Consider the following 21,561-nt stretch of genomic DNA (forward strand, 5'->3'; position numbering starts at 1 on the left):
GGCTGCCTGGGGAGGGCGCGTCAGTCGAAGCGGCGGACTGGCAGCGCGATGATGTTGGTGGAGAACGCCTCGACCTCGCCGGGGGTGCTTCCTGGCCTCAGCTCGAGGCCGAGCGCCGTCGGTTCCCAGATCTCCGCGCAGATGGGGAAGGAGGTTCCCTGGGGCGTCCAGGCCCGGGTGAGGCGCGCGTAGGCGCGTCCTCGCGCGAAATGCAGCTTCCCGGTGAGCACGCTGTTGACGGGCAGCTTCCCCCAGGGGTCCGAGAGGATGGCCGAGATGTCGCCCTCGCGCACGGCGAGCCACCGGGGCTGGCCCTCGGTCTCCAGGTGGAGGCCGGGCCCTTTTTGGTTGAAGGGGTTGCGGTAGCGGAAGAAGTCACCGAGCGTCTGCGTCATGGCCTCCTGGGCGCCTGCCGGGCACGCCTCGGGTCCGGGAGGGGCCTTGGTCAGCTGGGCTCCCGCGCAGGCCATGTTCGTGACGGCCGCCGCTCCGGCGCACAGTCCGCGCAGGGTGGTGGTGCCCGTCCTGGCCGGCCGCGGGCTCTTGGGCGGAGGGGGGCTCTTCTGCTGTGTGTCTTTCACGGGGGTCTCGTCCTGGGAGGACGCCGCGGGGGAGGCGGCGGCCGCGGGGGTTGACTCCGGAAGTAGTGGAGCCGCGGCCGACCCAGTGTCAGGGGCCTTGGGGGCCCGCGCCATTTCGTGACTCGCGGATACCGCCGCCGCTAGGGCGAGGCCGGCACCCAGCGCCACGGCCAGCCACTTCCATGGCCGCGCCAGGCCTCGCTTCGGGCGCTCCCGGGCCGCCGCCCGTCCTCTTCTTCCCCGCCCGGAAGCGCCGCCTCCCTCCGCGAGCCTCACGGCGGGGGCGGGAGGTGTCTGCGGCCGCGTGGGCAGCTCCGGCCGGCGGATGCGCCGCCCGGGGGCCTCTCCCTCCCGGGCCGCCGCCACCTCCTCCCACTCGAAGACGTCCGCCTCCCACTTCGCGCGCCTCCCGAAGGTCACCGCCTCCATCAGCGCGTCGTGGACCTCGGCGCCGTCGCGGTAGCGTTCCTTCGGGTCCTTGGCCAGCATGCGCATCAGCACGCCGCTCAGCGCCCGGGGCATCCGCCGGTTGACGCTCCGGGGCACAGGCGCCCGTTGCGTGGCGATCGCCAGCACGAGCAGGTCTCCCAGCACCTCGGGCTTGAAGGGGTAGTGCCCCGTCGCCGCGCGGTACAGGCTCACCCCCAGCGCGTACAGGTCATCCGCGGCGCCCACCTCGTACGGCTCGCCCGAGTGCTTGCCCCGCTCCAGCCAGAAGCGCATGGCCTCGGGGCTGCGCAGGTGCGTGGTGCCCGGTGGCAGCGGGCCAGGGGTGAGCGGCTCGGCGCCCGCGTAGACGCCGATGCCGAAGTCCACCAGCACCGGCTCTCCGTCCGGCTCGCGGATGAGGATGTTGTCGGGCTTCACGTCCCGGTGCACCACGCCCCGGGCGTGGAGCGCTCCGAGCGTCAGGGCCAGCTTCGCCCCCGCCTCGGCGAGCTGGAGGAAGGAGGTGTTGCGCGTCTCGGGCCACTCGTCCAGGGGGAGGCCGGGCACCAGGTCCATGACATGGTAGAGGTGGCCCTCGACAGGATCCGGCCAGCGCCCATGGCCGTGGATGCGCACCACGTTGGGGTGGACGGCCTTGTCCATCAACAACACCACCTCCCGGCCGGCGCGGGCGTCTCCGGGGCGCAGTGCCAGCTTGAGGGCCAGCATGACGCCGGGGTGATGGATGTCCTCCACCCGGTAGGCGGCGCCATAGCCTCCCACGCCCAGCCGCTCCACTACGCGCCAGTGGCCCACCTCCGTGCCCGCGGGCAGGGCCTCGGGAAGCAGGGTGCGCGTCAAATCGGATTGCATGGGGGGCCATCCTCCCGGCAAGGGGGGTGACCTGGCAAGTCAGAAGGACGCGCGGCCCGGAATGACCTGGGAAGTCATTCGAAGGCCCCGGCACACTCTCTTCATGTCAGTGTCCGTCCTATGACGGAGGGCCGCCCCGGGGGCAGGTGGACTCGGGGAGGTTGGTGCAGGATGGGCGCATGTGTCTCGGCATTCCCGGTGAGGTGCTCACCACGGTGGAAGGCCCGCTGCGCATGGGCCGGGTGGCCTTCGGCAAGGTCATCAAGGAGGTGTGTCTGGCCTATGTCCCCGAGGCCGCTCCGGGTGACTTCGTCGTGGTGCACGCCGGCTTCGCCATCAGCCGCGTAGATCCCGAGGGCGCGCGGCGCGTCTTCGCCTACCTGGAGGAGCTCGGCGAGACGAACGAGGTGCGCGAGGAGGAGCCACCATGAGGTACGTGGACGAGTACCGCGGCGCGGACGAGGCCCGGCGGTATGCGCGGGCGCTCCAGTCCCTGGTGACGCGGCCCTGGACGCTCATGGAGGTGTGCGGCGGGCAGACGCACGCCATCGTCCGCTTCGGCATCGACCAACTCCTGCCGCCGGGCATCACGCTCCTGCACGGCCCTGGCTGCCCGGTGTGTGTCACGCCGGTGGAACTCTTGGACAAGGCCCTGGCCATCGCCTCGCGTCCCGGCGTGGTCTTCTGCTCGTTCGGCGACATGCTCCGGGTGCCGGGCTCGGGGAGGGATCTGCTGTCGGTGAAGGCCGCGGGCGGAGACGTGCGCATCGTCTACTCGCCCATGGACGCGCTGGCCCTGGCCGAGCGGCTGCCGGAGCGCGAGGTCGTCTTCTTCGCCGTGGGCTTCGAGACCACCGCGCCCGCGTGCGCCATGGCCGTCCACGAGGCGAGGCGGCGCGGGCTGCGCAACTTCTCCCTGCTGGTGGCGCACGTCCTGGTCCCCCCGGCGATGGAGGCCATCCTCGCGGCCCCCGGCCGGCGGGTGGACGCATTCCTGGCCGCGGGCCACGTGTGCACCATCATGGGCATGGAGGCCTACGAGCCCCTCGCCCGCGCGTACCGCGTGCCCATCGTCGCCACGGGCTTCGAGCCGTTGGACCTGTTGCAGGGCATCCACATGTGCGTGGCGCAGCTCGAGGCCGGGCGGGCCGAGGTGGAGAACCAGTACGCCCGCGCGGTCCGCACTGCGGGCAACGAGAGCGCCCGGGCCATGCTGTGCGAGGTGTTCGAGGTGGTGCCGAGGGCATGGCGTGGCATCGGCCCCATCCCGGCGAGCGGCCTGGGCCTTCGCGCCGCCTTCGCGGACTGGGACGCCGAGCGCAAGTTCGACGTGGTCTCCGTGGGAGGACGCGAGGACGCCGGGTGCCGGAGCGGTCTCGTGCTCCAGGGCCAGCTCAAGCCGCCCGAGTGCCCCGCCTTCGGTACCCGCTGCACTCCCGACACGCCCCTGGGCGCGACGATGGTGTCGTCCGAGGGCGCGTGTGCCGCCTACTACCGCTACCGGAGGTTCCAGCTCCCATGTCCGCCGACCTCGCCCTGAGCTGCCCCGTGCCGCTGCGGCGTCACACCACCGTGCAGCTCGCCCATGGTGGGGGAGGGCGCCTCATGCGCCAGCTGCTCGAGGACATCTTCCTGGAGGCCTTCCGCTCCCCAGCCCTCGCCGAGCGCCATGACGGCGCGGTGGTGCCGCTCGGAGGGCAGCGGCTGGCCTTCACCACGGACTCCTATGTGGTGACGCCCCGCTTCTTCCCGGGCGGGGACATCGGGAAGCTCGCCGTCCTCGGCACGGTGAACGACCTGGCCATGGCCGGCGCGAAACCCCTGTACCTGAGCGCGGGCTTCATCCTCGAGGAGGGGCTCCCGCTGGACGAGCTGCGCCGCGTGGTGGCCTCCATGCGTGAGGCCGCGCGGGAATGTGGGGTGGAGATCGTCACGGGTGACACCAAGGTGGTGGACAAGGGCAAGGCGGACGGGCTCTTCATCAACACCTCGGGCGTGGGCCGTGTCTCCGAGGGTGTGTCCGTCCACCCCCGGCGCGTGAGGCCTGGAGACGCGGTGCTCGTCTCGGGAGACGTGGGGCGGCACGGCATCGCGGTGCTCTCGGTGCGCGAGGGGCTCGCGTTCGAGACGCCCGTGGAGAGTGACTGTGCCTCGCTCGCTCCGCTGGTGGCGGCCCTCTTCGAGGCGGGTGTGGAGGTGCACTGCCTGCGCGATACCACGCGCGGGGGGCTGGCCACCGCGCTCAACGAGATCGCCCTCGATGCCGGGGTGGGCCTCGTGGTGGACGAGCCCGCCGTGCCGGTGGACGAGTCCGTGGCGGGCGCTTGTGAGCTGCTGGGATTGGATGCGCTCTATGTGGCGTGCGAGGGCCGCATGGTGGCCTTCGTCCCCGAGCCCCAGGCGGAGCGGGCCCTGGAGGCGCTGCGCCGTCATCCGGTCGGGGCCGGGGCGGCGTGCATCGGCCGCGTCACCGAAGGGCCCGCGGGCATGGTCTCCCTGAGGACGCGGCTCGGCGGACAGCGGTTGTTGGACCTGCTCTCCGGGGAGCAGCTCCCGCGCATCTGTTGAGATCGATCGCGCTTCAATGTGCGGGAGCAGGCTCGCCGCTGTCCCGCTCCCGTACCTGTACGCCACCGAGCCCCTCGCGCAGCCAGCGCAGCAGATCGATGTACGAGAGAATCCCCAACAACCGCCGGTCCTCGTCCACCACCGGAATCGCGCCCACCTGCTCGTCGGTGAAGAGCTCCAGGGCCCGGGCCAGCGGTGTCCCGGAGCGCAGGAAGAGCGGGTCCGCCGTCATCACCTCGCCCAGCCGCTCCTCCAGCACCTCTTGAGCGGCACGGGGCCACTCCCGGGCCGTCCCCCCCAGCCGCTGGCGCAGGTCGCGCTCGGAGATGATGCCCACCAGCCGATCTCCTTCCTCCACCACCGGCAGGTGCCTCACGCCCGCGTAGATGAGCGTCCAGGCCGCCTCGTCCAGCCTCGCATCCGGTCCGAGCGCGAGCGGCGCGGGTGTCATCAGCTCATCGATGGGCAGCTCCCACAGCTCGCCCTGTGGGGACACCTGCTCGCCCGCCATGGCGGAGAGCAGATCTCCATCGGTCAGGATGCCCACCATGCACCCGCTCGCATCGACCACCACGAGCGAGTGGAGGCGGGCTTCCCGCATCGCCCGCGCGGCCGCGGGAAGCTCCTCGTTCTCGGAGATGCTCTCCACCGGACTGGACATCAGGTTCCTCACCCGGACCCAGTGCTCCCTCCCGGTGTGGAGCGCCTCCTCGAGCACATCCATTCGCGTCAGCATGCCGATGGGCCGGCCGTTCGCACCGACGACGGGAAGGTGCTGGACCTGGCGGAACTTCCTGAGCAGCGCCTCCAGCGGCAGCTCCTCGCTCGCCCGGAGGGTGGACACCTTCCGGCTCATCGCGTCGCGCACGCGCAGCCGCGCCGCCAGTGGGGCGCTGCCATGCTCTCCGGGCCCGGGAATGCCGGCGGTGGGCTCGTGGGACTCCGGCCGGTCCGTGCCGGCTCCGGACGGGTCTGGCTTGTGTTGCTCCATGGTGCCCCTCCTTTCTCGAGGCCCGGGCTCAACCCTCGACCCGCCTCATGGGCACGAGGCCGCGCAGTAGCCGGTTCCTTCCGAGAGAAGCATGTGCATCGCGCGGGGGTTCGTGCTCCCGGGTCAGCCGCCACCCGAGGTAGCCGCCCAGCGTGCCCCGCACGAGCGCAGGGGGAATCACTGCCGGGGCTGATGGATTTGCGGCACCGGTACCGCCCCGGTGGGCCATGGACGGGCGGCACCCCGCTCCCCACTGTGAGGGGATTGGGGAGGCGCGTCGCCATGGGCATGCCAGCTCCGGCAGCCAGCCAGGCCGTCCTCGAGGCGCGTGGCCTCACCAAGGTGTACCGGACGGGCGAGGTGGAGGTGCACGCGCTGCGAGGCGTGGACCTGGACCTGTACCCGGGTGAGTTTGTCGTCCTGCTCGGGCCCTCGGGCAGCGGCAAGTCCACGCTCCTCAACATCCTCGGGGGGCTGGACGTGCCCACCGCGGGCGACATCCACTACCGGGACCATGACCTGGCCCGGGCCAGCGAGCGCGAGCTCACCCGCTACCGGCGCGAGCACGTGGGCTTCGTCTTCCAGTTCTACAACCTCATCCCCAGCCTCACCGCCCGCGAGAACGTGGCGCTGGTGACGGAGATCTCCGGCGAGCCCATGCGGCCGGAGGAGGCGCTCGGGCTGGTGGGGCTCGGGCCGCGGATGGACCACTTCCCCGCGCAGCTCTCCGGAGGCGAGCAGCAGCGGGTGGCCATCGCGCGCGCGGTGGCCAAGCGTCCGGAGCTGCTCCTGTGCGACGAGCCCACCGGCGCGCTGGACTACGTCACCGGCAAGCTCGTCCTGGAGACGCTCGCGCGCGTCAACACCGAGCTGGGCACCACCACCGCTGTCATCACCCACAACGCGGCCATCGCGGGCATGGCGGACCGGGTCATCTCCATCGCGGACGGGCGCATCGTCCGGATCGACTCCAACCCGCACAAGCTGCGTCCCGACGAGCTGCGCTGGTGAGCCCGGCTACGCCGGGACGGTGCGGCGGGGGACCTTCCGGCGGGGAGGCTTCTCGGGACGGGGAGCCTCGGGTTGGCCGCCGCGTCCGTGCTTCGACCACACGTCGGTCATCAAGGCGAGCACCAGTCCCACGATGGGCCAGAGCGTCCATTGCCCGCCGAACCAGTGCTGCACGGCCGAGTACCAGAGCAGCGTGGTGGGCAGGAAGATGAAGCCGAGGATCGGCCAGAGCAGCGTGTCGAACATGCCCCGGAACCAGCCGGTGAAGAACCACAGCACGAGCATCAACAGGCGTGGGATGGCGAGCGCGAAGATCGCAAACAGGACGGGCATGTCCGCCTCCAGTCTCGAAGGTGGGGAAGGACCAGCCGCCTGCCAGCCGCCGGATGAGGCGGGGCTTCCTCGGGAGCCCGCCAGGAGAGGGCGCGTGCTTCCGCCCGGACCGCCTGCTCAACCCGCGGCGTAGCGGCGGAAGAACCAGCGCTTGAGGAGCTCGGCCGACAGCAGGTAGCCCACGACCAGCACCGCGAGCGCTCCCAGCAGCGCGGGAGGCGGGGGCTCGAAGCCGAACCAGGCGCCCAGGGGCGTGAAGGGTAACACGTTGGCCACCAGCGCCGCTCCCAGCGAGCTGGCCACCAGCCACCGCGAGGGACGGCTGCGCAAGGGATTGCGGCGGGTGCGGATGATGAAGATGACCAGTACCTGCGTGGTGAGCGACTCCATGAACCAGCCGGTCTGGAAGAGCGCGGCCTCCGCGTGGAAGAAGAGCAGCAGCACGCCGAAGGTGGCCGCGTCGAACAGCGAGCTGAGCGTGCCGAGCACCGCCATGAAAAGCCGGACGAAGCGCAGATCCCACCGGGTGGGCCGCTCCAGCTGCTCCGGATCCACCTCGTCCAGGGGGATGGCCAGCTCCGACACGTCGTAGAGGAGGTTGTTGAGCAGGATTTGAATGGGGCGCATGGGGAGGAAGGGCAGCAGCACCGACGCCCCGGCCATGCTCAGCATGTTGCCGAAGTTGGAGCTGGTCCCCATGCGGATGTACTTCATCACGTTGCCGAAGGAGCGCCGGCCCTCGAGGACGCCGTCGTAGAGCACGGCCAGGTCATGGCGCAGCAGCAGCAGGTCCGCCGCCTCGCGGGCCACGTCCACCGCGCTGTCCACCGAGATGCCCACGTCCGCCGCGTGCAGCGAGGGTGCGTCGTTGATGCCGTCCCCCAGGTAGCCCACCACGTGACCGCGCCGGCGCAGCGCGCGGATGACGCGGCTCTTCTGCCCCGGAGAGACACGGGCGAAGAGCGTGGTGCGCGCGGCGCGAATCTGGAGCGCGGGGTCGTCCAGCGTCCCCACCTCCGCGCCGGTGAGCACCCCCTCCACCTCCAGCCCGAGCTGCCGGCAGACGTGGAGCGCCACCCGCTCGTTGTCGCCCGTCACCACCTTCACCTTCACCCCCGAGCGGATGAGGGCCTGCAACGCGGGCCGCGCGCTCTCCTTGGGCGGATCCAGGAAGGAGGCGAAGCCCGCGAACACCAGCTCCGTCTCGTCCCCCAGGTGGGCCACCTGCATGTCCGGGGACTCCTCGCGCCAGGCCACCGCCAGCACCCGGAAGCCCTCCGCGCCCAGGGCCTCGAAGCGCGCCAGCACCCGCTTCCGGGCCTCCGCGTCCAGCGCGTGCGGCACCCCGTCCAGCTCGTACCGGGTACAGCAGGCGAGCACGTCCTCGGGCGCCCCCTTCACCACCAGCACCCGGCGGCCCTCGTTCTCCAGCAGCACGGACACCCGCCGGCGCTCGAAGTCGAAGGGCACCTCGTCCACCTTCTTCCAGCCCCCGGCCTCCACCTCCGTATGGGCGAGGATGGCCTCGTCCATGGGGCTGCGCAGCCCGGACTCGAAGTGGCTGTTGAGCCAGGCCCACCGCAGCACCTGCTCGCTCTCGCGCCCCGCGGCGTCCTCGTGCCGCTCCAGGCGGATGCGGGCCTCGGTGAGGGTGCCCGTCTTGTCCGTGCACAGCACGTCCATGCTGCCCAGGTCGTGCACCGCGCTCAGCCGCTTGACGATGACCTGCCGCGCCGCCATCCGCATCGCCCCGCGCGAGAGCGTCACCGAGAGGACCATGGGCAGCAACTCCGGCGTCAGCCCCACCGCCAGCGCCACCGCGAAGAGGAAGGACTCCAGGAGCGGCCGGTGCGCCTGGACGGCCACCAGCAGCACGAAGAGCACCAGCAGCACCGTCAGCCGCATCAGCATCAGGCCGAAGTGGCGGGTGTCCCGCTCGAAGGTGGTGGAGGGCACGGGCTCGGCGAGCGCGTGGGCGATGTCCCCCACCGTGGTGCGCGCCCCCGTGGCGAAGACGAGCGCCCGCGCCGTGCCGCTGATGATGGAGGTGCCCATGAAGACGGCGTTGCGCGCCTCGGAGGGCTCCGTCCCCGCGGGGGCCTCTCCCGGCTGCTTCTCCACCGGGTAGGGCTCGCCGGTGAGCAGGGTCTGGTTGACGAACAGATCCCTCGCCTCCAGCAGCCGGGCATCCGCCGGCACCAGGCTGCCCGCCGACAGCAGCACCACGTCGCCCGGGACGAGCTCCCGGGCTGGCACCTCCCGCTCGGCGCCGTCCCGGAGCACGGTGGCCTTCAGGGCCACGGAGCTGCGCAGCCGCTCCGCCGCGCTGTCCGCGCGCCGCTCCTGGACGAAGTCCAGCGTCACGCTCATCAGGACGATGCCCGCGATGATGGCGGAGCTCGTCAGTTCATGCGTGAGGAACGACACCCCGCTGGCCACCAGCAGCACCAGCACCAGCGGATTGGCGAAGCGCCGGAGGAACTCCATCCAGGCCGGGCGCCGGGCGCGCTGCTCCGGGGTGTTGGGCCCGTACCGCGCGAGCCGCTCCGTGGCCTCGGCCCCCGGCAGGCCCTCGGACGAGCACGCCAGCCGCGACAGCAAGGCCTCCCGCGTCCCGCACCAGGCCGGCGGCTCCTCCCGGTGCTCCGTGAGGTTCCGGTGCTTCATACCCCGGCGGGGAGAACGCCGCTCTCGGGCCGGGGCTCGCGCCGGTGCTCCGCCAGGGCTTCCGCCCGCCGTTTGATGCCGCGCAGCATCCGCCGCTCCATCACGAAGTGACCGGGCTCGATGAAGAGCGTGACGAGCGGCTCTCCGGGCCTCCAGGAGTAGATGGAGCGGAGCCGGACGACCAGGCGCGTGGTTCCGTCGTCACGCGGGTAGAGCCCGAGTGACCAGGTGAGCTCCGTGTCCTGGGGCCCGTCCGCAGGCGGGCCGATGACCAGGAAGCGCGGGGGCTCCACGGCCCGCACTGGCATGGCGTACCCGGGCGCCGCCGGAATCTCGTCGCCGGGCGCGAGCCGCTGGAACTCGGGGAGGATCCGATCCGAGCTGGTGATGCCCAGCCCCATCAGCTTCTCGAGCCAGTCGTAGCTGTAGAAGCCACCCCGCCCCCTGCCGAGCTGGACCAGCCAGGGCCAGATGTCCTCCGGCGTGGCGTGGAGGGTGATGGCCCGGGTGGACGAGAACGTGGGCTCGTCAATCACCTCGTCTCCGGGCATGGGACGCGCCACCTCCTCGTCCGTCGCTCCCCACCGCACGTGCCAGGGCCGCAGGAGGAAGCGGTACACCACCACGCCCCCGGCCCCCACGGCCGCCAGCCCACCCAGGAGCCCAAGCCACCGCTTCTTCATGGCACACCTCCCTGGCCGGAAGGTGCGCTCCGTCCGCGGTGGGAGCATCCGCCCCCAGGTCCCGCTCCAGTGCTCAGTGCCTGGCAGCGGGGGGGCCGTCCCGCCGGTCACGCGTGATGCGTGGGATGTTCCTCGGCCGGACTCGCGGTGGGGATCGTGAAGAAGAAGGTGCTCCCCCTTCCAGGGCTGCTCTCGACCCAGATGTGTCCACCGTGGGCGTCAACGAGCCCCTTCACGATGGCGAGTCCCAGGCCGGCCCCCAGCTTCTTTCCCGTGGAGGCCTGCCAGAAGGGCTCGAAGAGGTGGGGCAGGTCCTCCCTGTCGATTCCGGAGCCCGTGTCGCTCACCGAGAACCGCATCATGCTCCCCGCTGGCTCGGCCCGAAGGGAAATCCGCCCCCCCACGGGCGTGAACTTGAGCGCGTTGCCGAGCAGGTTCGAGAGGATCTGCAGCACCCGGTCGCGGTCGGCGAAGACCGCGGGGGCGTCTTCCGGGACGGTGGCCGTGAGCTGGATGGACTTCTCCTCCGCGAGCGAGCGATGCAGCTCGGCGGCCTCCTTGACGAGGGGCGCGGTCCGCTCCGGTCCGCGGTCCACCGAGAGGCGGCCGGCCTCCATCCGGGCGACGTCCAGCAGGTCCTGGATGAGCCGGTTTGCCCGGTCGACCGCCTTCCGGATGGACTCGAGCGGCTTCGTGTCGGTGGCCCTCTTCTCGGGCGGACACTTCAGCAGCACGCCGGTGCTCAGGGAGATGACGTTCAGGGGGGTGCGCAGGTCGTGGGCGACGATCCGGAGGACCTCGTCGCGAGTGCGTGTCGCCTGCTCGGATTGCTCGTGGAGGCGGGCATTGTCGATCGCGAGCGCGGCGCGGCGGGCCAGCTCTTCGGCCAGGGCGAGGTCCCGGGGACCGTAACGGCGTCCTGATTCGGACGCCGTGAGGATGACCGCGCCCAGGATGCGCTCGCGAGCGAGGAGGGGCACGACGATGCCCGAGCGGGGCTCGAGGCGCTGGAGCAGTTCCAGGTGACGCGCGTCCTCCGCCGTCGCCTCGAGCACCGCTTCAGGAATCTCCGGGAGGAGCGCCGGCTGTCCTGTCCGGAGGACGCGGGCGACGATGTAGCCTTGGCGGGACGGGTCATGAGGATAGTCGGTGAGCATCTCGCGCAGGACCCGCGACTTCTCGGGAGAGGCCGCCATGCTCTCCACCCACCGCACCCGCCCATCGTCACCGAGCAGATCGATCACGCACCAGTCCGCCAGCGCGGGGACGCTCAACCCCGCGACGGTGGCGAGGGTGGTCTGGGGCTCGAGCGAAGCCGCGAGCCGTGGACCCGCCTCGGCCAGGAAGCGCCACGCCCGCTCGAGCTGCTTGCGCTCGGAGATGTCCTGGATCTGCGCGATGAAGTAGAGCGGCTCACCCCGGGAGTCGCTCACCATCGAGCCCGTCAGTAGGATGGTCACGAGGTGGCCATCCTTGTGGATGTAGCGCTTCTCCAGCTGGTAGGAGCTGATCTCTCCCTGGCGCAGGCGGCGCGCGTTCGCCAGGTCCAGCTCCAGATCCTCGGGCCAGGTGATGTCCTGGAACGTCTTGGTGAGGAGCTCCTTCTGCGAGTAGCCGACGATCCCGCACAGCGAGCCGTTCACGTTGAGGAACAGCCCGTCCAGACCGACGAGGGCCATTCCGATCGGGGCATCCTCGAACGCGGTCCGGAAGCGCTCCTCACTGATGCGGAGTCCTTCCTCCGCGTGCCTGCGCGCGGTGATGTCGCGCAAGGTGACGGTGAGGAACCTCGTCCCCTCCACCTCCAGCTTCGAGATGGTGGCCTCCGCGGGGAACTCCTCGCCACTCTTGCGCCGGCCGAGGATGGGCAGCCGCTCTCCCATCTGACGGACCGTCCACCCGTGGGCCGCGAAGTCCCGGACGTATTGGTTGTGACGGGCCTGGAACCGCTCGGGGAGGAGCAGGTCCAAGGGACGGCCCAGGGCTTCGCTCGCGGAGTAGCCGAAGATGCGTTCCGCCCCCACGTTGAAGAGGGTGATCCTCTGCTCCGGGTCGATCGAGATGATGGCATCGGCCGCGTTGGAGACGATGCCGGCGAAGCGGGCCTCCGACAGACGGAGCGACTGCTCCATGGACCGCTGCTGCGCGGCCAGCCGGGAGAGGGCGTTCGCATTCCGCGCGATCACGAGCAGGAAGGCCGCCATGGTGATGAGCACGAAGACCGAGACCCCGAAGGTGGTCCCGTAGAGCCCCAGCCGCTGACCCAGGAGCCGGACTCCGCCCACCACCAGGGGGGTGAGGATGGCCGCTGGGAGAAGCCGGCGGGCCATCAGGCCCCCCACGTCGTTCCGGAGGAGCACCCCTGTCAGCCCGCGCTCCGGATGGACGGCCAGGATGCCGAGCGACAACAGCAGGAAGAGGAGCGCGGAGTGGACCGCGATGGGCGTGTGGGGCGGCAGGGTGGAGATGAGCCGCTCGGGATTGAACAGACTCTCCTCCAGGTACACGTAGCCCATGAGGGCCTGAGAGGAGAGGAGCATGACGGCCAGGGCCAGGAGCCGGGCGGGGTGCCACCCCCGGCGTGTCCTGACATGCAGGAGCAGGAGCGCCAGTCCCGTGAGACAGAAGCTCAGCGCGCTCATGGGCGAGGGCCGTCCCGGGAGCTCCGGGACCATGCGCTGGACGGTTTCGCTGAAGAGGAGGAGATCGATTCCGAGGTCGGCCCCGAAGAGGTATTCGGAGAGGATCAGTCCGCCCAACAGCACGGTCACGAGCGCCAAGGCCTGACCTGTCCTGCGCCGCCACCGGTCCGCCGCTTCGTCATGGAGCAGCCAGAGCGCGGTGCCGCTCAGGACGAAGCCCATCGCGGTGTTCGGCATCATGATGCCCGCGCCCGGCAGGGGAACGACCCGGATGAGACTCCTGCTGCCCAGGGCCCAGCCGAGCAGATCGAGCGACGCCACCAGAACGGCGAGCCCACTCGCGGCTAGCACCAGCCGTGCGAGCACCTGCTCGAGTCGACGGAGAGAATCGCTCTGAGGCGGCGTCGTCATGAGACTGGAGTAATCATGGAAGGGCCTGGGGGTCGTGCTCACCGCTGCCGGTGATGCAGGCGGCCATGCGGACCGGCACCGGAGGGCCTCTGGACGCGGGCCGGGACGGCTCCCCAATCTTGAAGGTGGAGGAGCACGCCATGGCCGACCCCCAGAATGACAACCAGGCATACGAGCGCGCGCACAAGCGCGTCGTGGCGCTACGCGATTTCTACATGCACCTCATGTGGTACGTCGCGTTGAGCCTTGGCCTGTTCGCCATCGACATGCTGACCCCCGGCGGACCCTGGTTCTTCTGGCCGGTCGTCGGCTGGGGAATCTTCGTGCTGGTCCATGGCGTCTCCCTCGTGCTGGAAGGGTCCGTCCTCAGTGACAAGTGGGAGGAGCGCAAGACCCGCCAGTTCATGGAGAAGGACAGGGAGCGCCTGGGCGGTCCTCCACGGCCACCCCGGCCCCTGGCACCCTGACACCGCGAGGCCTTCATGAGAGTCCTGGTGACGTATGGTTCCAAGAGGGGTGGCACCGCGGGCATCGCGGAGCGCATCGCGCGGACGCTCGTCGAGCGGGGATTCCAGGCCGACGCGCGGCCGTCCTCCGAGGTGGAGTCGGTGGACGCGTACGACGCCGTCGTGGTGGGGGGCGCGCTGTACTCGTCGCGCTGGCATCGGGCCGCCCGCCGGTTCATCAAGCACCACAGCGAGGCGTTGCGAACCCGGCCGGTATGGCTGTTCAGCAGCGGGCCGCTCGATGATTCGGCCGCCGGGGGGGACATACCGCCGGTGGAGCAGGTCCAGCGGTTGATGGAGCGGATCGGGGCTCGGGGTCACATCACCTTTGGAGGACGCCTGCTGCCGGACGCGAAGGGATTCATCGCCAGCAAGATGGCGCGCCATCGTGCGGGTGACTGGCGCGACCCGAGACTCATCCAGGCCTGGGCGGAGGGGCTCGCCGATGCGCTCCGCTCCGTCGAGGCGGGCGCGCGCCCGGGCGGTGCTCCGGAAGTGACGGCTGGACTGCATTGAGTCCAGACCTCCGGGTCATGGCCAGGGGCCTGGGGAACGCCAGACCTTGGGCCTCCCATGCCCCTGCCTTCCGCTGCCCTGGGCCGTGACGCCGGCTCAGACCAGCCGGGGCTTCGCGGGCTCCGGCGGCTGTAGAAGCCGCAAGAGCACGCGCCCGTGGATGGCGCCGACGGCCACGCCCGTGACGCCGCACACCAGGTACAGCGCGAGCGCCACGAGCACGAAGGGCCCGTCCCACGGCACGAGATCCATGCCCATGAAGATGAGGGGCATTCCAGCGGCCCAGGCCAGTGCGTTGGCCCAGAGCCAGCGGCCCGCGCCCGTCACGAGGCCGCGCAGCACCGTCCATTGGGCGAGCCCGAGGATCGGCCCGGTGACGAGCCCCAGCGCCATGGCCAGTCCGTACTGAACCAGCACCCCCGGCTCCTCGGGGGCCGGGCCCGGTGACGCGGTGGAGCCGAGCGCCATGACCGTGCTCGGCACCATTCCGAGCAGCCATGCCAGTCCGGCACCGGCGGCGGTCGCGAGGATCCACGTCCCCCGGCGCAGCTCCGGGCGCCGCTGACGGAGGACCCGCTCCTGGAGCAGCCCCACGACCACGCCCTCGAGCAGGATGCCCAGGAGGACCGCGACGAGCGCTCCTCCGAGGATGGCCGCCACGCCCGTCACCTGCTCGAGGTGGGGCGCCACCAGCCGCCCGGCGACGAAGGTCGTTCCCAATCCGGCCGCTTCGGCCTGGCCGTTCGCGATGATCCATCGCCGGTAGAACGCGGTGTCAGGGGCTTGCATGCAGCTCGGAGGGAGGCAGGGGAGCGCTCAGTGGATGGGCCCAACGCTCGGCGCGCTCCTTCACGCCCAGCAGCCACTTGCGCTCCATGATGAGCTGGCCGATGTCGAGGAAGGACAGGATGAGCAGCATGTTCCGCGTCGAGTTGAACCGGGTGCGGCACCGGGAGACCAGCCGTGTGGAGTGCGCATCGAGCGGGTAGAGCGCCATGGACCAGGTGGCCTCCCCCCACGGGGCCGGCGTGGAGCCTCCCAGCACCAGGGCGCGCTGGGGCTCGAGGAGCTTCACCTGCATGACGTAGTCGTCCTGGGGCTCCACCGCGAGCGGATCTCCCACCTTCAACCGCTGGAACTCGGGGAGGATGCGGTCCGCGTTCTCCAGCCGCATGCCCAGCAGCCGCTCGATCCACACGTAGCTGTAGAAGCCGCCGCGACCCTCGCCCATCTGCACCAGCCAGGGCCAGATCTGCTCCGGCCGCGCCTGGATGGTGATGGCCCGCGTCGTCACGTACTGGGGCTCCCGCACGAGGCCGTCCCCTGGCATCGCGCGGGTGCCTTCCTCGCCGGTCGCGCCCCACCGCAGGTGCCACGGCCGCAGCAGCTTCAGGTACGCCAGCGCCGCCACTCCCGCGGCCGCCACCCCGCCAGCCACCCAGGTCATCGGGCTTCGTCTCATGTGCACTCCCTCGTCCGAACGATGCGTCCGTTCCGGTCCCGCCGTAACGCCTGGCGGGACGAGCGCGAACGCCAGCGCTGGACGGAGCCGGTTGGTTGCCCCTCCCTGGAAGGCAGGCGCTCCGTGCACCGGTTGCGCCGGATGCCCCTTCCAGGCGCACGGGTTGCGCGGGATGACAGCGCCCGCCCCCGGCAGCACCGTTGGAACGAAGACTGCTAGGGCGCCAGGAAGGGAGGGCTCATGGACTCGCAGGACTGGCAGCGGCGTTACGCGGACAAGGTGGTGACGGCGGAGGAGGCCATCCGGTTGATCCGTCCCGGGCGGCGCATCCTCATCGGCTCGGGGGCCGCCGAGCCCGTGAGCCTGGTCCAGGCCCTCGTGGAGCGCGGCGAGCACCTGGCCGACAACGAGGTGGTGCACCTGATGACCCTGGGCCCGGCTCCCTATGTGGAGCCCGAGTACCAGCACCGCTTCCGGCACATCGCCTTCTTCATCGGCGCCAACACGCGCAAGGCGGTCCAGGAGGGCCGGGCGGACTTCATGCCCGTGTTCCTCTCGGAGATTCCCGAGCTCATCCGGAGCAACCGCGTCCGGGTGGACGTGACCCTGCTCCAGGTGAGCCCGCCGGACGCGCACGGGTACGTGAGCCTGGGCGTCTCGGTGGACGTGGTGCGCTCGGCGGTGGAGGCGGCGTCGCTGCTCATCGCCGAGGTCAACCCGCGCATGCCGCGCACCCATGGGGACTCGTTCGTCCACGTGAGCCGCCTGCACCGGCTGGTCCCGGTGGACCAACCGCTCCTGGAGCGGCCCCACGAGGCGCAGGACGAGGTGTCACGGGAGATTGGCGGTCACATCGCGCGGCTGATTCCCGACGGGGCCACGCTGCAACTGGGCATCGGGAGGATTCCGGACGCGGTGCTGGCGCAACTCACGGGGCACCAGGAGCTCGGGCTGCACACGGAGATGATGTCCGACGGGGTGATGCACCTGGTGGAGGCGGGCGTCATCACCGGGCGCAGGAAGACGCTGCTGCCGGGCAAGCTGGTGACGTCCTTCATCATGGGCACCCGGAAGCTGTACGAGTGGGCGCACGACCACCCCGCCATCGAGATGCGGCCGAGCGACTTCACCAACGACCCGGGCGTGATAGCGCAGAACGAGCGGATGGTGGCCATCAACGGCGCGCTGGCGGTGGACCTCACCGGGCAGGTGGCGGCGGACACGCTGGGCGGGTGCTTCTTCTCGGGGATTGGCGGGCAGGTGGACTTCATCCGGGGCGCGGCGCGCAGCCGGGGAGGCCGGCCCATCATCGCCCTGCCCGCGACGGCGAAGGGCGGCACGGTGAGCCGGATTCAAGTGGCGCTGGAGGCGGGCACGGGCGTGGTGACGAGCCGCGGCGACGTGCACTACGTGGTGACGGAGTACGGGGTGGCGGACCTGTGGGGGAAGAACATCCGCGAGCGGGCCAAGGCGCTCATCCACATCGCCCACCCGGACTTCCGCGCGGAGTTGATGGCGGCGGCCAAGGCGCGGCACTGGGTGCTGCCGGACCAGGTGGTGCCCCGGGCGCGCTACCCGTGGACGGAGGAGCGGGTGGAGCGCATCCTCTCCGGGCAGGAACTGCTCATCCGTCCCGCGCGCATCACCGACGAGCGGGCGCTGCAGGATCTGCTGTACGGGCTGAGCGACGACAGCACGTACCGGCGCTTCATGTGCTTCAAGAAGCAGCACCCCCACGAGGAGGTGCAGGAGCTCGTCAATCCGGACTACGAGCAGAACATGGCGCTGGTGGCGTGCGTGCCGGGCACGGACGAACTGGTGGGCGTGGTGCGCTACGACGTGGTGGCCGCGACGGGGCTGGGGGACGTGGCCTTCGTGGTGCGAGACGACTGGCAGGGCAGGGGCGTGGGCACGGCGCTGATGAGGCGCATCCGCGAGGCGGCTCGGGCCCGGGGACTGCCGGGCTTCCAGGCCGACGTGCTGGTGTCCAACAAGCCCATGCTCGACGTCTTCCACGAGAGCGGGCTCTCCGTGCAGGCCCGCCTGGAGGGCAGCAGCTATCACCTGGAGCTGCTCTTCCCCGAGGGCCAGCGCGCTCACCTGGCGGCCCAGCTCACATGAGCTGGACGCGCCGTCAGAAGGAGGTCCCCGCCTCCAGGAAGGTGAGGTGCCAGGCGAGGCCACGGCCCGGCCAGTCCGTGCCCACGCCGACGCCGAGCTCGAACAGCGAGAGCTGTGTCCCGGCGTGCGTGAAGCGCAGGGGCGCGAGCTGCAGTCCCACGGTGAGGGCAGGGCCCTCCACGGGCGTGGAGCGGGTGGGAGTCATGAAGCGCATACCCTGGCCCGCCAGCCCCGAGAGCATCACCAGCGCCGCCGGAGTCCACGTCCCGCTCCGCTGGATGCCCGCTCCCGCGCGCAGCTCCACCACCTTGCCGAGCGCCATCAGGTAGCTGGCATCCGCCTGGAGGATGAACCGGTCGTACAGGGTGTCACGCACTCCGAGCCCGCCACCGACGCCGCCGAGGGTGCGCGCATCGGAGAGGTAGAGGCTCATCCCCGAGTGCACATAGGCGGTGATGCGGTGGACGGAGGGCTCCGCGCTGACGGCGGGCGCCGAGGCCTCCTGGGCGCCGGCCATGGACCCGAGCAGCAGTCCGGACAGCAGTGCGGCCATGAATCCCGAGCGTGGCGTTCTCATTGCGGCCCTCCTGCCCAGGTGGCCAGACCCACCGCGGAGACCTGCACGGCCCGGCGGAAGTAATCGGGGGCCAGCGTCTCCGGCTTGTCCGACTCCTGGTGGTAGTTCGGGTTGCGGAGGTTGGCCGTGTCGGTGAGGAAGAGCGCCTTGTGCCCTCCGTACCAGAAGGCCGCGTGGTCGCTGCGGATCAGGCTCGCGCTGACGGAGACGGAGGTGGTGCCATCGCCCGGGGCGATGACGGACACCAGCTTCATGAATTGCAGGTGCTCGTTGAGCTGGTGGAGATCCGTGGCCAGGTCGATCGAGTGGTCGTTGCCGATGATGGCGAGGAAGTCTCCGGTGTCGGGAGCGGGCAGGCCGGGCATGGAGCCTTGCGAGCCGGGTCTCGTGTCGTAGTAGCCGATGCAGTCGAAGATGATGACGCCCGCCAGCTTCTCCTCGCCGAGCTCGTCCACGTAGTGGCCGCTGCCGATCATGCCGGGCTCCTCGAGATCGAAGCCCACGAAGCGGATGGTCCGCTCGAAGCGGTACTGGGAGAGGACACGGGCCAGCTCCAGCACTCCCGCCACGCCCGTCGAGTTGTCGTCCGCGCCAACGTAGTGCGCATCGAAGTGGGCCCCCACCAGGACGATCTCCTCGGGATGGGTGGTGCCCGGCAGATCGGCCAGCAGGTTGGTGAAGGTCAGCTCTCCGCGCTGGCCCTCCTGGGTGCGCACCTGGAGCCCCACCGCCTCGAGGCGGGACTTCATCAGATCGCGCGCCCGATCCCGGGTCATGTAACAGGCGGGGGCGTACTGATCGCGCTGCACCTGCGTGCAGCTCAGCGGCGTGTCCTCCTGATGGCTGCCGGTGAGCGCCCGGACGTGGCCCATCAGCTGCTCGGCCTCCACCTGCCCGGCGAGCGTGGAGAGCCGGGCGAGCTGCTCCTCCGAGAACTTCGAGGTGGGGGCACACGCGGTGGCCAGCAGCAGGCCCGCGGCGGCGAGGGTCTTCTTCATAGCCAACCTCCGAGGCTCAGCAGCCCCAGCTGGACGCGGACGCTGGTGTCCCGCGGGCCGAGGCCGGTGCCGAGGTTGAGCTGGAGCGCGCTCAACTGGACGCGGCCCAGTTGGAAGCGCACGGGGCTGAGCGTGAAGGCCCCGTAGGCCGGGCCGAGGGTCGCGTCCTCATACCCCTCGAGCCGGTTGTGGGGATACACGAAGTTGTAGAAGCGCTGGTTGAGGCCCGTCAGTCCCAGCTCGAGGCCCGCGGCGGGCCGCCAGATGCCCAGCTTCGCGCCGAGCTGCGCCTGGAGGAAGGCCTCCAGCGGCAGCTGCCCCTGGGCTGCGGGCCAGCCCAACCGCAGACCGCCACCGAGCTGCACGGCGCTCCAGGGGCCCTCCTCGGCCATGAGCCGCAGACCCTTCAGCTCCACCATCATCACGTTCGGCGAGGTGCGGAACGTGCCCAGTTGAATCAGGGTGGACACCCCCGCCGACAGCTCGTTGCGGGGAGCGGCGGGGGCGGCGGTGGCCAGCAGCAGGGACGCCGCCAACAACAGGTTTCGCGTGCGCATGTCTTTTCAGGCTTCCAGCAGCAGATCCTTGGGACCGCACAGCCGCTCCGCCATGACGCCGCGGGCGCGGGCCTCGGTGAGCAACCGGTCCGACTCCTTCATGCGCGGCGCATCGGGCGGGCTGGGCGGGCCGATGATGTGCTCCATCCAGGGCTCCAGTCCCATGGCGTAGTTGTACAGCCGCGAGGCCCCCACCAGCTCGAGGATGCGCAGGCCCTCGGCCGTGTTGCTGCCACGGCAGCGCCGGTTCTTCTCCAGCTTGCGATCGCGCTTCTTGGGGAAGAGCGCCTCGAGCGTCCAGGTGTGCGGCGCGCCCTCGATCTCCGTGTTCATGAAGACCGTCTGGATGGGGCCGAGGTTCTGGCGCATGTGCCGGTAGACGGCGTCATCCACGCACATGGAGTCGGCGGCGAAGAGCAACTGCTGCTTGCCGGTGCGCACCACGTAGGAGGACTTGGCGTGGCCGATGTCGCCGTGCTCGCCCAGGAAGGGCACGGCGATGAGCTCGCCATCGGGCAGCGGCACCGACTCGTAGCTCTCCAGCTCCAGGACGTTCTGGAAGCCCAGCGAGCGGGCCAGCAGCTTGGGGGAGTAGTCACCCGTCAGGAAGCCATTGCTGCGCGGCACCACCAGGTGGCCGATGCGGTGACGCAGCCGCAGCAGCGTGTCGATGGCGAGGTGATCCGGGTGGCTGTGCGTGATGAGGGCGTAGTCGATGCGCGGCGGCAGCTCGTGGAAGGTGAGGCGCTGCATGCCTCCGCTGGCCGGGCGCGCGCTGATGACCGGATCCACCAGGATGGTGATGCCCTTCCACTCCACCAGGGCGCACGCATGGCCCAGGTAGCGCACGCGCGGCTGGGGGCCGTCCCAGGGCGTGTACTGCGAGGGCGGCGCCTCGGTCAGCAGCGGCAGCAGCTGCTCGTCACTGGTGACGGCCGGGCCCAGCACATCGCGCAGGTAGCCGAGCGGCCGGGGCGACAGGTCCGTCTCGAAGAGCCGGCTGATGCGCTCCTCGGAGAAGGGCACCGCCCAGTCGATCTGCCCGGGCTGCATCAGGTAGGGCGTCGTGAAGAGGTGGGGACGGCTGGAGTCGGACTCCAGCCGCAGCAGGCGCAGCGATTGGAGCTGCGGCTTGTGGTAGGGGCCGCGGTACAGCGCGCCCTCCATCACCCGGACGAAGGCGCGGTTGAAGTAGTCGTACGACAGCTCGACCAGGCCCCGCAGCGGCTCGGGCACCTTCTCGTAGAGGGGCTCCAGCGATTGGCCCTTCGCCTCGTCCATCAACCAGCCCTGGAAGTCCTCGAGGGACTCGGCCATCCGCACGCGGTCGGCCTGGGCCTCCTGCATCTGCTGCAGCAGGGCCTTCACCTCGCCCGCGCGCTCCGGGGCAATGCCGACGAAGGTGCCGCCGCTCAGGGCGGGATCCTTCGCCGCCCGGGCGTGGAAGTCGGGACTCTGCAGGTAGGCCTTGAGCAGGGGCAGCTGGGACTTGTGCACGTGCAGGCTGGCCGGCACGGGCGCGACCGTCATCCACCACGCGGCCCAATTCTGGACGAGCGGGGCAACGCAGGTGTGGTCCGCCAGGCGGTAGGTAGGCTGGGACATGGCTGATTCTTGGGGGGGTTGAGACGGGAA

19 protein-coding genes are annotated in these 21,561 nt (G+C 70.7%); 7 read left to right on the forward strand and 12 right to left on the reverse strand.

Annotated elements, in window-relative coordinates; translation table 11 throughout:
• Positions 1-20 precede the first annotated feature (20 nt).
• Positions 21-1,883, reverse strand: a complete 1,863-nt coding sequence (locus NR798_RS17115) for a serine/threonine-protein kinase (protein ID WP_375772545.1) — start codon at positions 1,881-1,883, stop codon at positions 21-23.
• A 179-nt stretch (positions 1,884-2,062) separates the two neighbouring features.
• Between NR798_RS17115 and NR798_RS17120 the strand changes: the two genes are divergently transcribed.
• From NR798_RS17120 to hypE, 3 genes are read left to right on the forward strand one after another with little or no spacing between them, the layout of a single operon-like run.
• Entirely contained in the window at positions 2,063-2,314 is a 252-nt protein-coding gene (locus tag NR798_RS17120; protein ID WP_375772546.1) for a HypC/HybG/HupF family hydrogenase formation chaperone, read from the forward strand.
• Complete coding sequence (gene hypD, locus NR798_RS17125) at positions 2,311-3,423, forward strand: hydrogenase formation protein HypD (protein ID WP_375772547.1); 1,113 nt, start codon at positions 2,311-2,313, stop codon at positions 3,421-3,423. Before NR798_RS17120 ends, hypD begins: the two co-directional genes overlap by 4 nt.
• Positions 3,402-4,451, forward strand: a complete 1,050-nt coding sequence (gene hypE, locus NR798_RS17130; protein WP_375772548.1) for a hydrogenase expression/formation protein HypE — start codon at positions 3,402-3,404, stop codon at positions 4,449-4,451. The genes hypD and hypE overlap by 22 nt, the downstream gene beginning before the upstream one ends.
• Before the next feature lie 13 nt (positions 4,452-4,464).
• Here hypE and NR798_RS17135 read toward each other — a convergent pair whose 3' ends face one another.
• Positions 4,465-5,442, reverse strand: a complete 978-nt coding sequence (locus NR798_RS17135; protein WP_375772549.1) for a CBS domain-containing protein — start codon at positions 5,440-5,442, stop codon at positions 4,465-4,467.
• A 282-nt stretch (positions 5,443-5,724) separates the two neighbouring features.
• On the opposite strand from NR798_RS17135, the gene NR798_RS17140 reads away from it, so the two are divergent.
• Entirely contained in the window at positions 5,725-6,453 is a 729-nt protein-coding gene (locus NR798_RS17140) for an ABC transporter ATP-binding protein (protein WP_375772550.1), read from the forward strand.
• 6 nt (positions 6,454-6,459) lie between these two features.
• Here NR798_RS17140 and NR798_RS17145 read toward each other — a convergent pair whose 3' ends face one another.
• The 4 genes from NR798_RS17145 to NR798_RS17160 form a co-directional block, all read right to left on the reverse strand.
• Positions 6,460-6,786 carry a hypothetical protein gene (locus NR798_RS17145; protein WP_375772551.1) on the reverse strand — a complete coding sequence of 109 codons (327 nt, stop codon included), beginning with the start codon at positions 6,784-6,786 and terminating at the stop codon, positions 6,460-6,462.
• A 117-nt stretch (positions 6,787-6,903) separates the two neighbouring features.
• On the reverse strand, positions 6,904-9,453 hold the full coding sequence (gene mgtA / locus NR798_RS17150) for a magnesium-translocating P-type ATPase (RefSeq protein ID WP_375772552.1): 2,550 nt from the start codon (positions 9,451-9,453) through the stop codon (positions 6,904-6,906).
• Positions 9,450-10,136 carry a hypothetical protein gene (locus tag NR798_RS17155; protein WP_375772553.1) on the reverse strand — a complete coding sequence of 229 codons (687 nt, stop codon included), beginning with the start codon at positions 10,134-10,136 and terminating at the stop codon, positions 9,450-9,452. The genes mgtA and NR798_RS17155 overlap by 4 nt, the downstream gene beginning before the upstream one ends.
• Before the next feature lie 107 nt (positions 10,137-10,243).
• Entirely contained in the window at positions 10,244-13,189 is a 2,946-nt protein-coding gene (locus tag NR798_RS17160; RefSeq protein WP_375772554.1) for a PAS domain S-box protein, read from the reverse strand.
• 140 nt (positions 13,190-13,329) lie between these two features.
• Between NR798_RS17160 and NR798_RS17165 the strand changes: the two genes are divergently transcribed.
• Together NR798_RS17165 and NR798_RS17170 are read left to right on the forward strand one after the other, a co-directional pair.
• Positions 13,330-13,656: a 2TM domain-containing protein gene (locus NR798_RS17165; RefSeq protein ID WP_375772555.1), complete on the forward strand. Its 327-nt coding sequence runs from the start codon at positions 13,330-13,332 to the stop codon at positions 13,654-13,656.
• Positions 13,657-13,671: 15 nt separating this feature from the next.
• The gene (locus tag NR798_RS17170; RefSeq protein ID WP_375772556.1) at positions 13,672-14,211 is read left to right on the forward strand and encodes a flavodoxin domain-containing protein; all 540 of its coding nucleotides are present in this window, start codon (positions 13,672-13,674) and stop codon (positions 14,209-14,211) included.
• Positions 14,212-14,307: 96 nt separating this feature from the next.
• On the opposite strand, the gene NR798_RS17175 is transcribed toward NR798_RS17170, so the two are convergent.
• Complete coding sequence (locus tag NR798_RS17175) at positions 14,308-15,000, reverse strand: hypothetical protein (RefSeq protein ID WP_375772557.1); 693 nt, start codon at positions 14,998-15,000, stop codon at positions 14,308-14,310.
• Positions 14,987-15,673: a hypothetical protein gene (locus tag NR798_RS17180; RefSeq protein WP_375772558.1), complete on the reverse strand. Its 687-nt coding sequence runs from the start codon at positions 15,671-15,673 to the stop codon at positions 14,987-14,989. The genes NR798_RS17175 and NR798_RS17180 overlap by 14 nt, the downstream gene beginning before the upstream one ends.
• A gap of 240 nt (positions 15,674-15,913) precedes the next feature.
• Between NR798_RS17180 and NR798_RS17185 the strand changes: the two genes are divergently transcribed.
• On the forward strand, positions 15,914-17,794 hold the full coding sequence (locus NR798_RS17185; RefSeq protein WP_375772559.1) for a GNAT family N-acetyltransferase: 1,881 nt from the start codon (positions 15,914-15,916) through the stop codon (positions 17,792-17,794).
• 13 nt (positions 17,795-17,807) lie between these two features.
• Here the strand turns inward: NR798_RS17185 and NR798_RS17190 are convergent, their stop codons facing one another.
• From NR798_RS17190 to NR798_RS17205, 4 genes are read right to left on the reverse strand one after another with little or no spacing between them, the layout of a single operon-like run.
• On the reverse strand, positions 17,808-18,371 hold the full coding sequence (locus NR798_RS17190) for a hypothetical protein (protein WP_375772560.1): 564 nt from the start codon (positions 18,369-18,371) through the stop codon (positions 17,808-17,810).
• On the reverse strand, positions 18,368-19,369 hold the full coding sequence (locus tag NR798_RS17195; RefSeq protein ID WP_375772561.1) for a M28 family peptidase: 1,002 nt from the start codon (positions 19,367-19,369) through the stop codon (positions 18,368-18,370). The genes NR798_RS17190 and NR798_RS17195 overlap by 4 nt, the downstream gene beginning before the upstream one ends.
• On the reverse strand, positions 19,366-19,926 hold the full coding sequence (locus NR798_RS17200; protein WP_375772562.1) for a hypothetical protein: 561 nt from the start codon (positions 19,924-19,926) through the stop codon (positions 19,366-19,368). The genes NR798_RS17195 and NR798_RS17200 overlap by 4 nt, the downstream gene beginning before the upstream one ends.
• A 6-nt stretch (positions 19,927-19,932) precedes the next feature.
• Positions 19,933-21,531: an MBL fold metallo-hydrolase gene (locus tag NR798_RS17205; protein ID WP_375772563.1), complete on the reverse strand. Its 1,599-nt coding sequence runs from the start codon at positions 21,529-21,531 to the stop codon at positions 19,933-19,935.
• Positions 21,532-21,561 lie beyond the last annotated feature (30 nt).

Origin of the sequence: Archangium gephyra (assembly GCF_042230915.1) — a bacterium.
GTDB lineage: Bacteria > Myxococcota > Myxococcia > Myxococcales > Myxococcaceae > Archangium > Archangium gephyra_B.

Bases quoted from the DNA above. Each gene is read 5' to 3' on its own strand.
- NR798_RS17115 (WP_375772545.1), bottom strand. From the start codon at position 1,883: ATGCAATCCGATTTGACGCGCACCCTGCTTCCCGAGGCCCTGCCCGCG.
- NR798_RS17120 (WP_375772546.1), top strand. From the start codon at position 2,063: ATGTGTCTCGGCATTCCCGGTGAGGTGCTCACCACGGTGGAAGGCCCG.
- hypD (WP_375772547.1), top strand. From the start codon at position 2,311: ATGAGGTACGTGGACGAGTACCGCGGCGCGGACGAGGCCCGGCGGTAT.
- hypE (WP_375772548.1), top strand. From the start codon at position 3,402: ATGTCCGCCGACCTCGCCCTGAGCTGCCCCGTGCCGCTGCGGCGTCAC.
- NR798_RS17135 (WP_375772549.1), bottom strand. From the start codon at position 5,442: ATGGAGCAACACAAGCCAGACCCGTCCGGAGCCGGCACGGACCGGCCG.
- NR798_RS17140 (WP_375772550.1), top strand. From the start codon at position 5,725: ATGGGCATGCCAGCTCCGGCAGCCAGCCAGGCCGTCCTCGAGGCGCGT.
- NR798_RS17145 (WP_375772551.1), bottom strand. From the start codon at position 6,786: ATGCCCGTCCTGTTTGCGATCTTCGCGCTCGCCATCCCACGCCTGTTG.
- mgtA (WP_375772552.1), bottom strand. From the start codon at position 9,453: ATGAAGCACCGGAACCTCACGGAGCACCGGGAGGAGCCGCCGGCCTGG.
- NR798_RS17155 (WP_375772553.1), bottom strand. From the start codon at position 10,136: ATGAAGAAGCGGTGGCTTGGGCTCCTGGGTGGGCTGGCGGCCGTGGGG.
- NR798_RS17160 (WP_375772554.1), bottom strand. From the start codon at position 13,189: ATGACGACGCCGCCTCAGAGCGATTCTCTCCGTCGACTCGAGCAGGTG.
- NR798_RS17165 (WP_375772555.1), top strand. From the start codon at position 13,330: ATGGCCGACCCCCAGAATGACAACCAGGCATACGAGCGCGCGCACAAG.
- NR798_RS17170 (WP_375772556.1), top strand. From the start codon at position 13,672: ATGAGAGTCCTGGTGACGTATGGTTCCAAGAGGGGTGGCACCGCGGGC.
- NR798_RS17175 (WP_375772557.1), bottom strand. From the start codon at position 15,000: ATGCAAGCCCCTGACACCGCGTTCTACCGGCGATGGATCATCGCGAAC.
- NR798_RS17180 (WP_375772558.1), bottom strand. From the start codon at position 15,673: ATGAGACGAAGCCCGATGACCTGGGTGGCTGGCGGGGTGGCGGCCGCG.
- NR798_RS17185 (WP_375772559.1), top strand. From the start codon at position 15,914: ATGGACTCGCAGGACTGGCAGCGGCGTTACGCGGACAAGGTGGTGACG.
- NR798_RS17190 (WP_375772560.1), bottom strand. From the start codon at position 18,371: ATGAGAACGCCACGCTCGGGATTCATGGCCGCACTGCTGTCCGGACTG.
- NR798_RS17195 (WP_375772561.1), bottom strand. From the start codon at position 19,369: ATGAAGAAGACCCTCGCCGCCGCGGGCCTGCTGCTGGCCACCGCGTGT.
- NR798_RS17200 (WP_375772562.1), bottom strand. From the start codon at position 19,926: ATGCGCACGCGAAACCTGTTGTTGGCGGCGTCCCTGCTGCTGGCCACC.
- NR798_RS17205 (WP_375772563.1), bottom strand. From the start codon at position 21,531: ATGTCCCAGCCTACCTACCGCCTGGCGGACCACACCTGCGTTGCCCCG.